13 protein-coding genes are annotated in these 12,939 nt (G+C 65.9%); 6 read left to right on the top strand and 7 right to left on the bottom strand.

What is annotated here, in order from left to right; translation table 11 throughout:
* The first annotated feature begins 9 nt into the window (after window positions 1-9).
* Both hppD and Q0D45_RS03815 read left to right on the top strand, forming a co-directional pair.
* The gene (gene hppD, locus Q0D45_RS03820) at window positions 10-1,080 is read left to right on the top strand and encodes a 4-hydroxyphenylpyruvate dioxygenase (RefSeq protein ID WP_293388764.1); all 1,071 of its coding nucleotides are present in this window, start codon (window positions 10-12) and stop codon (window positions 1,078-1,080) included.
* An 11-nt stretch (window positions 1,081-1,091) separates the two neighbouring features.
* On the top strand, window positions 1,092-2,231 hold the full coding sequence (locus Q0D45_RS03815) for a homogentisate 1,2-dioxygenase (protein ID WP_293388762.1): 1,140 nt from the start codon (window positions 1,092-1,094) through the stop codon (window positions 2,229-2,231).
* A 71-nt stretch (window positions 2,232-2,302) separates the two neighbouring features.
* Here Q0D45_RS03815 and Q0D45_RS03810 read toward each other — a convergent pair whose 3' ends face one another.
* Window positions 2,303-2,848 (bottom strand): Spy/CpxP family protein refolding chaperone, encoded by a 546-nt coding sequence (locus Q0D45_RS03810; protein WP_293388759.1) that lies wholly within the window; start codon window positions 2,846-2,848, stop codon window positions 2,303-2,305.
* Between the two features lie 174 nt (window positions 2,849-3,022).
* On the opposite strand from Q0D45_RS03810, the gene Q0D45_RS03805 reads away from it, so the two are divergent.
* Genes Q0D45_RS03805 through Q0D45_RS03795 form a run of 3 tightly spaced genes read left to right on the top strand, consistent with a single transcriptional unit; the run spans window position 3,023 to window position 6,151 of the window.
* The gene (locus tag Q0D45_RS03805; protein ID WP_293388756.1) at window positions 3,023-3,733 is read left to right on the top strand and encodes a response regulator transcription factor; all 711 of its coding nucleotides are present in this window, start codon (window positions 3,023-3,025) and stop codon (window positions 3,731-3,733) included.
* A complete protein-coding gene (locus tag Q0D45_RS03800) occupies window positions 3,730-5,094 on the top strand; it encodes a HAMP domain-containing sensor histidine kinase (RefSeq protein WP_293388754.1) in 1,365 nt (454 codons plus the stop codon). Before Q0D45_RS03805 ends, Q0D45_RS03800 begins: the two co-directional genes overlap by 4 nt.
* A 43-nt stretch (window positions 5,095-5,137) precedes the next feature.
* Window positions 5,138-6,151 carry a fumarylacetoacetate hydrolase family protein gene (locus Q0D45_RS03795; protein WP_293388752.1) on the top strand — a complete coding sequence of 338 codons (1,014 nt, stop codon included), beginning with the start codon at window positions 5,138-5,140 and terminating at the stop codon, window positions 6,149-6,151.
* A 28-nt stretch (window positions 6,152-6,179) separates the two neighbouring features.
* Here the strand turns inward: Q0D45_RS03795 and Q0D45_RS03790 are convergent, their stop codons facing one another.
* From Q0D45_RS03790 to typA, 3 genes are all read right to left on the bottom strand, one after another.
* On the bottom strand, window positions 6,180-7,124 hold the full coding sequence (locus tag Q0D45_RS03790) for a YncE family protein (protein ID WP_293388749.1): 945 nt from the start codon (window positions 7,122-7,124) through the stop codon (window positions 6,180-6,182).
* Between the two features lie 45 nt (window positions 7,125-7,169).
* Complete coding sequence (locus Q0D45_RS03785; protein WP_293388746.1) at window positions 7,170-7,706, bottom strand: SRPBCC family protein; 537 nt, start codon at window positions 7,704-7,706, stop codon at window positions 7,170-7,172.
* A 146-nt stretch (window positions 7,707-7,852) separates the two neighbouring features.
* Window positions 7,853-9,700, bottom strand: a complete 1,848-nt coding sequence (typA, locus tag Q0D45_RS03780) for a translational GTPase TypA (RefSeq protein WP_293388744.1) — start codon at window positions 9,698-9,700, stop codon at window positions 7,853-7,855.
* A gap of 240 nt (window positions 9,701-9,940) precedes the next feature.
* Between typA and Q0D45_RS03775 the strand changes: the two genes are divergently transcribed.
* Window positions 9,941-10,678 carry a DUF4197 domain-containing protein gene (locus Q0D45_RS03775; protein ID WP_293388742.1) on the top strand — a complete coding sequence of 246 codons (738 nt, stop codon included), beginning with the start codon at window positions 9,941-9,943 and terminating at the stop codon, window positions 10,676-10,678.
* Window positions 10,679-10,760: 82 nt separating this feature from the next.
* Here the strand turns inward: Q0D45_RS03775 and Q0D45_RS03770 are convergent, their stop codons facing one another.
* From Q0D45_RS03770 to Q0D45_RS21570, 3 genes are read right to left on the bottom strand one after another with little or no spacing between them, the layout of a single operon-like run.
* On the bottom strand, window positions 10,761-11,783 hold the full coding sequence (locus Q0D45_RS03770; RefSeq protein ID WP_293388739.1) for a hypothetical protein: 1,023 nt from the start codon (window positions 11,781-11,783) through the stop codon (window positions 10,761-10,763).
* Window positions 11,780-12,811, bottom strand: a complete 1,032-nt coding sequence (locus Q0D45_RS03765) for an SUMF1/EgtB/PvdO family nonheme iron enzyme (protein WP_293388736.1) — start codon at window positions 12,809-12,811, stop codon at window positions 11,780-11,782. The genes Q0D45_RS03770 and Q0D45_RS03765 overlap by 4 nt, the downstream gene beginning before the upstream one ends.
* Window positions 12,808-12,933 (bottom strand): TonB C-terminal domain-containing protein, encoded by a 126-nt coding sequence (locus Q0D45_RS21570; protein ID WP_366946338.1) that lies wholly within the window; start codon window positions 12,931-12,933, stop codon window positions 12,808-12,810. The genes Q0D45_RS03765 and Q0D45_RS21570 overlap by 4 nt, the downstream gene beginning before the upstream one ends.
* Window positions 12,934-12,939: the final 6 nt, after the last annotated feature.

Below are 12,939 nucleotides of genomic sequence, written 5' to 3'. Positions count from 1 at the left end.
GAGCTACCGATGAACGATCAGACCAACCCGCTGCAGACCGACGGCTTCGAGTTCGTCGAATTCACCGCGCCGACGCCGGCCGGCGTGGCCCAGCTGCACAGGCTGTTCGAGCTGCTCGGCTTCACCGCGGTGGCCCGGCATCGTTCAAAGGACGTGACCCTGTTCAAGCAGGGCGACATCCACTTCCTGGTCAACGGCACGCCGTACACGCACTTCGCGCAATTCGCGATCGCCCACGGCCCCAGCGCCTGCGCGATGGGTTGGCGGGTGAAGGACGCGCCCGCCGCGTTCCGTCATGCCGTGGCCCAGGGCGCGGTGCCGTTCGATACCAAACCGGGCTACATGGAGCTGAACCTGCCGGCGGTCTACGGCATCGGCAACAGCGTCCTTTATTTTGTCGACCGCTACGGCGAGCGCTCGATCTACGACGTCGACTTCATCGCCATTGCCGGCGCGAATCAGCAGCCGAAGGGCGTTGGCCTGACAGCGCTCGACCATCTGACCCACAACGTCGCCAAGGGCAACATGGACGTCTGGTCGAGCTTCTACACCCGCATCGCCAACTTCCGCGAGATCCGCTATTTCGACATCGAAGGCAAGCTGACCGGCCTGGTGTCGCGGGCGATGACCAGCCCCTGCGGCAAGCTGCGGATTCCGATCAACGAAAGCGCCGACGAGAAATCGCAGATCGCCGAATTCATCCGTGACTATCGCGGCGAAGGCATCCAGCATCTGGCGCTGGCCACCGATGACATCTACTCAACCGTCGAAGCGCTGCGCGCGCGCGGTGTCGTGTTCATGGACACGCCGGACGCCTACTACGACAAGACCGATGCCCGGGTGCCGAACCACGGCGAGAATCTGGCGCGGCTGCAGAAGCTGAAAATCCTCATCGATGGCGCGCCGGTGGAAGGCATCCTGCTGCAGATCTTCACCTCGACGGTGATCGGCCCGATCTTCTTCGAGATCATCCAGCGCAAGGGCAACGAAGGCTTCGGCGAAGGCAACTTCAAGGCGCTGTTCGAGTCGATCGAGGAAGATCAGGTTAGCCGAGGTGTGCTGAAAGCGGAAACAGCCTGAGAGAAGCGGTCATGCGCAAATGGATCCACATTCCCCACGTCGAAGGCCTGGCCTCGCGCCAGGCGCATGCCGATCTGCCGCCCGGCACGGTCGAGCGCGAGATCGGCAAGGACGGCTTCTTCGGCCCGGCGACGCAGATGATCCATCCGCGTCCGCCCACCGGCTGGACCAGCTGGGAAGGTCCGCTGCGGCCGCGTGCCTTCGACTGCATGCAGCTGCCGTCCGAAGCTGCGAGCACCAGTCCAAGCCCATGGGCAGCCACCGACCTGCTGCACAACGCGCACTGCCGGCTGCGCTTCTGGCGGCTGGCCACGAACATGGATCATCTGGCCCGCAACGCCGATGGCGATGAGCTGCTGTTTGTCCACGCCGGGCGCGGTGAGCTGTACTGCGACTATGGCCATCTGACGATCGAGGCCGGTGATTACCTGCTGCTGCCGCGCGGCACCATGTGGCGCCTCGAGGTGCTGGAGGCCCTGCAGCTGCTGCTGATCGAAGCCAGCAATGGCAGCTATCAGTTGCCGGACAAGGGCCTGGTCGGCGAGCAGGCGATCTTCGATCCGGCGATGCTCGATCTGCCGCGCATCGATGAGGCCTTCAAGGCGCAAGCCGCGCAGGCCGGCGATAGTCGCGTGGTGATCAAGCGCCGCAATACACTTTCGACAGTCACCTATCCGTACAACCCGCTCGATGCCCTGGGCTGGCATGGCTCCTTGCACCCGGTGCGGATCAATGTCCGCGATATCCGGCCGCTGAGTTCGCATCGCTATCACTTGCCGCCGAGTGCGCACACCACCTTCGTTGCGCCGGGCTTCGTGGTCTGCACCTTTGCGCCGCGCCCGTTCGAGACCGATCCTGGCGCGATCAAGGTGCCGTTCTTCCACTCGAACGATGATTTCGACGAAGTGATCTTCTATCACTCGGGCGACTTCTTCAGCCGCGATCACATTCATCCGGGCATGGTCACCCTGCACCCGGCCGGCTTCACCCACGGCCCGCATCCGAAGGCGCTGAGCCGGATGCACGTGCAGCCGAAACCGATGACCGACGAGTACGCGGTGATGATCGATGCCCGCGAAGCCTTCGATGTCGGCGATGCGGCGACGGCGGTCGAATGGGCCGAGTACCACCAGAGCTGGCGCCAGAGCTGACGCGTCAGCTCCGAACCTCGCCCAGCAAGAAGCCCCGGCATCACTGCCGGGGCTTCTTTACAGCAGCAGCTTCAGCGACCGCGGAAGCCGGTCTTCTCGGGACGGGCCGGCGGCTCCGGCAGGTTCTTCAGCTTCTCGGTCAGCGCGGTCTTCTGCGCCGGCGTCAGCATCGCGAAGATCTGCGACTTCAGCGCCGCCTGCTTCTGCACGCGGTCACGCGCTTCATTGGCCTCGGCGTCGGCGAGCTGGTTGATCAGGCCGCTGTAGCCGGGGCTGTCCGGCGCAGCGATCTCGACGTTGCGATGCAGCTGACGCGCTGCCACACGCTCGTCGCGAGCCGACTGCCACTGTGCCTTGATCGCATCACGGACGCTGCTGCGCTGCGCATCGCTGAGATCCAGCGACTTCAGCTCGTGCATGAACGGGCCAGCGCCACGGCGCGGACCGCCGTGGCGGCCTTTCTCGTGCGGCGGGCGATCCGGGCGATCAGCACCAGCCGCAGCATCCGGAGCCGGTGGCTGGGCATTGGCGAACTGCGGCGCGGCGATCATCAGGCCGGCGCACAGCGCAGCAGCGAGTGCGGTTTTCTTGGAAGTGAGATGGGTCTTGAGATTCATCTTGGGTGCTCCTGTGTTGCTGGGATGTTGTTGCTGGGGGGAGGCCGCGATGGCCTTGGTCTGCCCGAGCATTGAACGCCTGATGGCCGTGGCGAAGCGTTGCGCGCTCGTTAAGATCGGTAAAGGCCGGCGTCGCCGCTTGCGCGTCGTCGGCGTGGGCCAGACAGTACGGCCATGACCGCTGCCCACATCCTGATCGTCGACGACGACCGCGCGCTGGCCGAACTGCTGGCCGACTATCTGCGCCACGAGTCCTACAGCGTCGAGACCGTGCACGACGGCGCTGCCGCGCTGGCCCGGCTCGGTGCTTCCGGTCCGCGGCCGGATCTGCTGATCCTCGACGTGATGATGCCCGGCCTCGATGGCCTGGAAACCCTGCGCGAACTGCGCCGCAAGCACCCGCTGCCGGTGATCATGCTGTCGGCGCGCGGCGAGCCAGTGGACCGGGTCATCGGCCTCGAACTCGGTGCCGACGACTACCTCGCCAAGCCTTGCCTGCCGCGCGAACTGCTGGCCAGAGTCCGCGCCCGGCTGCGTGCGCCGGCGACCGCTGCGTCCGACACCCTCGAACTCGGCAGCCTGCGCATCGAAACGCTGACCCGCACGGCCTTGCTCCACGGCCAGCCGCTGGAGCTGACCGGTGCCGAGTTCTCGCTGTTGATGGCCCTGGCGATGCGGCCCGGTCAGGTGGTCGACAAGGCGGTGCTGACCCGCGAAGGCCTGGGCCGCGAAATCGAACGCTTCGATCGCGCCGTCGATGTCCACATCAGCCGCCTGCGCCGCAAGCTGGCTGACGCGGCCGCAGATGCGCCAGGCATCGATGCCGTGCGCGGCCTCGGCTATCAGCTGATCGTCGGCAAGACGGCGGCACCGGGGTCAACGTGAAACTGCCAACCCCGAACCTGTATTCGCGGCTGCTGCTGTGGTTCGTCGCCGCCAACATCGCCACGCTGGTGATCAGCGTCTTCGTCACCGAACGCTTTGCCCGCAACGCCTATCGCGGCGAGCCGGACTGGACGGCGATGGCCGAAGCCGCCAACGGCGTCTACATCCGCAAAGGTGTGCATGGGCTTGATGAATGGCGCGAGCGCCGGCAGCTCGATGGCATCGATGCCAGCCTCTACGAAGCTGACCGCAACCTGCTGCATCGTCCGACGCCACCGATCGCACGCCGTGCGCTCGACCGCCTGCTGAGCGAGGACGCGGTGGTCCTGCGGCCACGGCCGGAAGTGCTGGTGGTCGCCGAGAAGGTGATCGGCAGCGATGGCATCGAACGCCGCCTGATCGCCGTCCGCGGCCCGCGCGCGCCGCCGCCGCGCATCGAGCATCTGCTGATGGTGCAACTGGTGCTGTCGATGCTGGTGATCGGCGCGCTCGGCTGGTGGGTGGCGCGCAGCATCGCCCGGCCGGTCGCGGCGATCGCCGATGCCACCCGGCGGATGACCGCCGGTGATCTGGCGACGCGAGTCGGCGCGCCGTGGAGCGGCCGCGATGACGAACTCGGCCGTCTCGCGGCCGATTTCGATCGCATGGCGGCGCGCATCGAAGCGCTGATCGCCCACGAACGCGGCGTGCTGCAGGATGTTTCCCACGAACTGCGCTCGCCGCTGGCCCGCCTGCACTTGCTGCTCGATCTGGCCAGCCGCGGCGCGCCGGAATCCGCCGTCACCCACTTCACCCGGGCCGAGGCGGAGATCGCCCGGCTGGACCGGATCATCGGCGAAGCGCTGGCGTTGTCGCGGATGGAAGCGGACCTGCCCGGCATGAGCATGGAACAGGTCGATCTGGCCGCAATGCTGCAGTCCCGGGCAAGCGCCTTCCGTATCGAGGCAGACACCCGGCAGATCGGCATCGCACTGCAGATGGAGGATTCGCTGCCGGTCAGCGGCAATCACGGCCTGCTCGAACGGGCGGTCGACAATCTGCTCTCGAACGCGGTGAAGTTCAGTGCCGATGGCGGCCACATCGTGCTCAGCCTGCGCAGCGAAGAAGGGCTTGCGCCGAAGACGGTGATCGAGATTCGCGACCACGGCCCCGGCGTGCCCGAAACCGATCTCGGCAAGCTGTTCCGGCCGTTCTTCCGGGGCGCCAATGCGGCGCGCGCCGAAGGCCACGGGCTGGGTCTGGCGATCGTCGAACGCATTGCCCGCGCGCATGGCGGCAGCTTGTCCGCGGCCAATGCCGAAGGCGGTGGTCTGAGGGTAAGGCTGAGCCTGCCGGCCACCGGAAGCGCGGGGCTAGAATAGCTTCACGCCCCTTACAGGACCGTCGGCAACGGCGGAAAACCCGATGAAACTCGCCACCTTGCGTGATGGCAGCCGTGATGGCCGGCTGGTCGTCGTCAGCCGCGATCTGCGCCACGCAGCACCGGTGCCGCAGACCCGAACCCTGCAGCAAGCCCTCGACGACTGGGAGGCCATCGCCCCCGATCTGCAGCTGCTGTCGGACAAGCTCAACGAAGGCGGCATTGCCGGCACCCTGGCCTTCGATCCCTGCGAATGCCTGTCGCCGCTGCCGCGCGCCTATCAGTGGGCGGACGGCTCGGCCTACGTCAATCACGTCGAGCTGGTGCGTCGCGCCCGCGGCGCCGAGCTGCCAGCCAGCTTCTGGACCGATCCGCTGATCTACCAGGGCGGCTCGGACAGCTTCCTCGCGCCCTGCGCCGCGATACCTCTGGCCAATGCCGACTGGGGCCTGGACCTCGAAGGCGAACTCGCGGTGATCACCGGGGACGTGATGATGGGCGCCTCGCCGGAAGCGGCGGCCAGTGCGATCCGCCTGGTGATGCTGGCCAACGATGTCTCGCTGCGCAATCTGATCCCGGAGGAGCTGGCGAAGAACTTCGGCTTCTTCCAGTCCAAGCCTTCGAGCAGCTTCAGCCCCTGCGCGGTGACCCCGGACGAACTCGGCGCCGCCTGGGATGGCGAGCGCCTGCATCGCCGGCTGCTGACTGCCGTCAACGGCCAGAAGCTCGGTGCGCCGAACGCCGGACAGGACATGGTCTTCGGCTTCCCGCAGCTGATCAGCCACATCGCCAAGACCCGCCCGCTGGTGGCCGGCTCGATCATCGGCAGCGGCACGGTCTCGAACAAGGGCGAAGACGGCGGGCCGGGCAAGCCGGTTGCCGACGGCGGCGTCGGCTACGCCTGCCTGGCCGAACAGCGCACCGTCGAAACCCTGCTGTCCGGCACCGCAACAACACCGTATCTGCAGCACGGCGACTCCATCCGCATCGAGATGCTCGACGATGACGGCGTCTCGATCTTCGGCGCGATCGAGCAGGTGGTGCGGCCTTATCCCTGAGCCTGGTTTTGACCCGGTTCGAACCGGGTCAAGGCTGCCGCCAGATGAAGTTGCCGAAGCCGCGCGGCCCATCGGCTGTCTCCGCGCTCGCGGTGACCTTCAGCGTTGCCGTATCGATGCGCTGCACGCCGTTCGATTCCCAGTTGACGACGTAGACACTGCGGCCGTCGGCCGAGGCTTCGATGCCTTCCGGGTAGTCGCCGACTTCGATGGTCGCGAGCTTCGCGAAGCTGCCGGTGTCGAACACGCTGACCGTGCCCGCGTACTGGTTGCTGACGAAGGCGCGGCCGTTGGCGAGCGCCACGGCGTAGGGGCGCTCGCCGACGGCGACTGTGGCGATCGCCTTGGCGTTCGGTACGTCGATCACCGTCACATCATTGCTGCCGACGTTGGCGGTGTAAGCGCGGAGGCCGTCGGCGGACAAGCTGACGCCGAACGGCCGGGTGCCGACCTTGATCGCCGCGCGCACGGTGAAACTGGCGGTGTCGATGATCGACACCTGATCGTCATCGCGATCGGCGCTGAGCAGCGTCCGGCCGTCGCTGCTGATCGCCAGACCGGACGGCGACTGGCCGACCTGGACGAAGCCGGTGACGGCGCGGCGGATCGGATCGATCGCGTAGACGCGGTGCTGGTACCAGTCGGCGACATAGATCGGCGAGCCGGAAGGCGGCACGACGATGCCGAGCGGGCCGCCGCCGACGTCGATGCGACCGACGACCGCGCGGCTGGCGGTGTCGATGATGGTGACGAACTTGCCTTCCGGGCTGCTGACGTAGGCACGGCCGGCCTGCTGGGCAACGGCGACGCCAGCGGGTTTGCCGTCGACCGGAATATCGGCCAGCCGCTGCATCGTCGTCAGGTCGATGACACTGACCCGATTGGCGACCTGAGCCGGGATGAAAGCGAAGTCGTGAGCTTCGATCGAACCCGCAGATAACAGGGCCGCAACCAGCAGAGCCGGTCGCGGCACGGAGCACCGCTTTTTCACCGGCAACGAGACACTAGCCACTGACCACTATTTGCCGCCTTCCAGCGACTTCTTCAGCGCGGCAAGTGTGGTCTCGTAGAGCTTGGTGACGGCGGCCTGCGAAGCGTCGTCGTTCAGCTCCGGCGGCGGATCGTTGTTCGGATAGCCGCGATAGAAGCCGGCTTTCCATTCGACGGTGCTCTTCGTGGCATCGCCGGTGACGGTGATCGTCGACGCGTAGTTGTTGACCGGCAGCACCTTGGGATCGACCTTGGTGATCTTGTAGCTCAGCGACTTGCCTTCGGCGTTGTACTTGACCAGCTCTTCCTCGATGGTCGGGCTGCCTTCGGCTTTCAGGGTCACGGTGCGGGTGGCGCCGACTTCGTTGCCGCCCTTGGCATCGGTCTTGGCGACGGCCGGAATCCACGAGGCATCGTCGAACTTCGACAGACGGGCCCAGACCTTGTCCACGGGTGCGGCGATCTCCACCGATTCGACGACCTTCAGCCGTGACGGGCCATGAGCCAGCACAGCGCCAGGCAGCAGCGCGCAGGCAACGAGCAGCGGGGTCCAGGCTTTCAGCACGGCGACTTCTCCAGAGGGCGAACGATAGGGGTTCGGACGGCATTCTGTCCGGCAAGTTCCCGTCGTGCCATTGGCTTTCTGAAGCCGGAAACAAGAACGCCGACTTTCGTCGGCGTTCTGTTGCAAACAGCTTTTCAGTTAACCGCTCAGGCGACAGCCGACTCGCTGCGGCCGCGCTTGCGCTCGTGTTCCTTGAGGAACTTCTTGCGCACGCGAATCGAAGTCGGCGTCAGTTCGACGAGTTCGTCCTCGTTGATGAACTCCAGCGCCTGCTCCAGCGAATGCTTGACCGGCGGGGTCAGCAGCACGTTTTCATCCGAGCCCGAGGCGCGCATGTTGGTCAGCTTCTTGCCCTTCAGGACATTGACCACGAGGTCGTTGTCGCGTGAATGGATGCCGACCACCTGGCCTTCGTAAACCTCGACGGCGGAGTCGACCATCATGCGGCCGCGCTCCTGCAGGTTGAACAGCGCATACGGCGCGGTCTTGCCCAATTCGTTGGAGATCAGCACGCCGTTGCGGCGCTGTCCGATGCCGGCGCTGTCCGACTTCGGACCGAAATGATCGAAGTTGTGGAACAGCAGACCGGTGCCCGAAGTCATCGACATGAATTCGGTCTGGAAGCCGATCAGGCCACGCGACGGAATGGTGTATTCGAGACGGACACGACCCTTGCCGTCCGGGACCATGTTGGTCATCTTGCCGCCACGCTCGGCGAGGCCCTGAATGGCGCCGCCCTGGTTGGCTTCTTCGACGTCGGCCACCAGCGTTTCGTACGGCTCGCAAAGCACACCGTCGATTTCCTTCTGGATCACTTCCGGACGGGCAACGGCGATTTCGTAGCCTTCGCGACGCATGGTTTCCAGCAGGATGCCGAGGTGCAGCAGGCCGCGACCCGAGACCTTGAACTGGTCACCGGCGTTGCCCTGTTCGACACGCAGCGCGACATTGGTCTTCAGCTCGCGCTGCAGGCGATCGCCGATCTGGCGCGAGGTGACGAACTTGCCTTCCTTGCCCGCGAACGGCGACTTGTTGACCTCGAACATCATGCTCATGGTCGGTTCGTCGACCAGCAGCGTGGCCATCTGTTCCGGGTGCTTCAGATCGCAGATGGTCTCGGAAATGCCGAGATCGGCGATGCCGGTGATGGCGACGATGTCGCCCGCTTCCGCTTCCGGCACTTCGATCTTGTCGAGGCCCATGAAGCCGAGCACCTGCAGCACCTTGCCGGTGCGCACGCTGCCGTCACGGCCGACGATCGACACCTGCTGGTTCGGCTTGACCTTGCCGCGGGTGATGCGGCCGGTGCCGATGACGCCGACGTACGAGGAGTACGCGAGCGAGGTCACCTGCATCTGGAACGGACCTTCCGAGTTGACCTTCGGCGGCGACACCTGGTCGACGATGGTCTGGAACATCGGGTCCATGTCGCCTTCGCGGATGTCCGGGTTGTCGCCGGCATAACCGTGCAGGGCCGATGCGTAGACGATCGGGAAATCGAGCTGCTTGTCGGTGGCGCCGAGGCGGTCGAACAGATCGAAGATCTGGTCGATGACCCAGTGGGCGCGGGCGCCCGGACGGTCGATCTTGTTGACCACGACGATCGGGTTCAGGCCCATGCCGAAGGCTTTCTGGGTCACGAAGCGGGTCTGTGGCATCGGGCCGTCAGCGGCGTCGACCAGCAGGCAGACGCAGTCGACCATCGACAGCACGCGCTCCACTTCGCCGCCGAAGTCGGCGTGCCCGGGCGTGTCGACGATGTTGATGCGGTATTCGATGTTGGTGCGCTTGTCGAGCCAGCGGATCGCCGTGTTCTTCGACAGGATGGTGATGCCTCGCTCGCGTTCGAGATCGTTCGAGTCCATGACTCGCTCGCCGAGATTTTCACGGGCGTCCAAAGTCTGCGACTGGCGCAGCAGCTTGTCGACGAGGGTGGTCTTGCCATGATCGACGTGGGCGATGATGGCGATGTTGCGGAGATTCTCGAGGCTCACAGGCAGGCTTTCCGAATTAACGCCCCCAATTGACTGCTGGGGGCTGTTGCAGCTCCTTGCTGCGGCGCAGCAAGAAAAAGATCGCGAATTGTACGCAGGTCCCCATGAAAGCGCATGCGCCTTCGCGAAAATCGTGCCGGATTGACGGCCGGGCGGTCGCTTTGGCGCCCGCACAGGCATTGTCCCGGACGATCGTCTAGGCTCGCGGCGTCACTTGTTCCCTGTGCCCGGAGTCATTCGATGTCCTCGTCATCCACCCGTTCTCTGCTGCTTGCCCTGGCCGTCGTGCTCGCGACGGCCGCGCCATCGAGCGCCGGGCCGTTCGGCGATTTCGCGCAGAAGGCCTACGACGCCACCCGCCGCGCCAATGCCGGCGTCGGCGAAGGCGACATCGGCGCGGCATTGAAGGAAGCGCTCGCCCAGGGCGCGAACCGGGCGATCGCCCAGCTCGGCCGCAGCGACGGCTTCTGGCAGGACACGCGTTTCCGCATTCCGCTGCCGAAGGCGCTGACCAAGGCCGATCCGCTGCTGCGCAGCTTCGGCGCCGGGCCCCGGCTGGACGAGCTGCATCTGTCGATGAACCGCGCGGCGGAAGCTGCGGTGCCGGTCGCCGCCGACGTGTTTTCTGGTGCCATCCGGCAGCTGAGCCTGAAGGACGTTCGAGCGATTCTCGATGGCCCGCCGGACGCGGCAACGACTTTCTTCCGTCAGGCGACCAGCACCAGCCTGCAGGCGAAATTCAAGCCGATCGTCGCCGGCATTACCGCCAAGGCCGGCCTCGCCCAGCAGTACAAGGCGGTGCTGGCCAGCGCCGGTCCCCTGGCGAGCACGCTGGGCGCGCCGGATCTCGACACCTGGGTGACCGATCGTGCCCTGAACAGCCTGTTCCTGCGGGTTGCCGACGAGGAAAAGGCGATCCGCGAAAACCCGGCGGCGCGCAGCACGGAGCTGCTGAAGAAGGTGTTTGCCAAGAGTTGAGCTTGGCCGTTTGCGCAAGTAGGTCGGGCCTCGTCCGACGTTTCTCGCTTCAGCACCGTCGCCCGAGGGGCGACCTACAACGCTAGGGTTTTGCGGGAACGGCCTTGCCGGCCGGCGGCTTGAAGCTCCAGCGGAACGAGATATCGAGCTTGCCGGTGAACGTGCCCTGCACGCTGTTGTCGCCATCCAGCGCGGCGGTCAGCGGCAAGCTCACCTTTTCTTCGCCGCTTTCAGTGGTCTGACGCATCTTGGCGCTGGTCCAGTTCAGCGCCTCGAACGGCGGCGGCAGGCCGATCTTTTCATCGACGGTTTCGGTCGAGGTGTTGATCGTCCGCTTGCTGATCCCGGGCGGCGCCGGAATGAACAGGTTCTCGACGAAGATGGTGCCGGTCTTGACGTCGACGGTGGCCACGTACTTCTCGCACAGCGTCTTCTGATCGTCCTCGTTGCCGGGCGAATCCGCGGTACGGATCAGCCTGAACGGCAGCGGCTTCTCCTTCTTCTTGTCGTAGGCGCGGGTGCCAGTGATCTCCAGCGCGTACTGGATGCTGAGCTTCACCGGGCAGCCGGCGTAGCCGAAGAAGTACAGGAAGCGCGCTTCCGGACCGCTGCCGTGGGAGTTCAGGAAGGCTTCCAGATCTTCGCGGCTGTTGTCCTGCATGGCGTTGACCGCGGCGATCTGTTCGGCGGCCTGCTGGTTGCACTCCAGATTGTCCCGGCAGTGATTGCCCTTCTGGCGATAGCGCTCGAAGATCGTGTTGGCATCATCCGGCGTGGTCGGCAGCTTGCCGCCGTTGCTGGCCCTCAGGCGCTCCAGGCCCTGGCGTGCGTAGTACATCGGCTTGATTTCCATCCGCGCCGCGTTGTCGGTATCGAGCAGGTTGTCGCTGTACAGAAAGCCGTTCGAGCGCAGCCGGGTGTTGACCGTGTAGGTCTGCCTGGTCGTGGCTTCGGTGGCCTGCACGCCGCTTTTCCAGCTCTGGGTGCCGTTCAGCACCAGCTGGAATTCGAACGGCCGTTCCAGCTGCAACGGTCCGGGAGGCGAGGCCGACAGCGCCAGCGGCGCCATCAGCAGCATGGCGGCGAGACGGTAGCCGGCGTTCATGGTGTAGGCACCGGAGCGGGCGCTGCAGCAGGGGCCGGCGGTGGCGCGGCAACGCTCAGCGCCACCCGGAAACCGAGCCCGCTGCTGTGATTGCCGGCTGGATCGGCATCGCGGCTCGACAGGCGCAGCGCCGAAGCGCCGTTGCCCCAGCCGCCACCGCGGTTGACCCGCTTCTTGCAGTTCGCGCCTTCGCCGCTGTCCAGCCAGGCGCGGCCATCGGTCGGTGCGCCGGTGTAGTCCGGATGCCAGCAATCCTCGACCCATTCCCAGACATTGCCGATCATGTCGTGCACACCCCAACGGTTCGGCGGGAAGCTGCCGACCGGTGCGGTTTCGGCAAAGCCGTCGTTGCATTCGATGAACCAGGTCAGCTCCGGATGCCTGGCGCCGGCGGAGAGATCGAGGGCGTTGGCGTAGTTGCAGGTGACCACGTCGACATTGCCCATGCTCCAGACGTAGTGGCTGTCGGTGCCGGCTCGCGCCGCGTACTCCCATTCGGCTTCAGTCGGCAGGCGATACGGGCGGCCGCTGCGCTGCGCCAGCCAGGCGACATAAGCCTTGGCCTGGAGCCAGTTGATGCTGTTCACCGGATGACGGGGGCCGGCTTCGGTGGCTTCCGGTGGCGTCATCGGCGCCGTGCAGCCGCCGGCGGCGACGCAGGCCTGCCACTCGCCGCGCGTCACTTCATAACGGCCGATGGCGAACGGTTTGATGGTGACCTCGTGCGCCGGATGCTCGAAGTTCTGGCCATTGCCGATGCCATCGCCCATCCGGTAGGTGCCGCCGCGGAACGACACCATGTCCGGGCTGTCCGGGCAGTGGCGGAAGTAGCCGATGCGGCCGTCCGCCGATCGGCTGCGCGTGGTCGTGCAGGATGGATCGCGAGAGACGGCGGCCGGCGTGTCGCTGGTCGGCGCCGCTGCAGCTGCCGCTTTCGGCTTCACGGCAGCCAGTGCCGACAACGGAGCGGACAAAGAACCGGCCAACAGCAGGGCGCAGGCAGCGGCAGACAGCGGATGGCGAATCACGGCGAGAACTCGACCTCGATCGAACCGGCCGCCGTCTTGGCTGCGAGCAGCGGCAGCGGCTGGGATTTGTAGATGGCCCGGCGAACGGATTCGTCGAGTTCGTAGTTGCCGCAGCTTTGCACGAAGGG

It is taken from the genome of Nevskia sp. (assembly GCF_023266035.1).
In the GTDB taxonomy this organism is placed as follows: domain Bacteria; phylum Pseudomonadota; class Gammaproteobacteria; order Nevskiales; family Nevskiaceae; genus Nevskia.
Note: the sequence above shows the minus strand (reverse complement) of the source record. Positions and strands in the feature narration are given on the sequence as shown.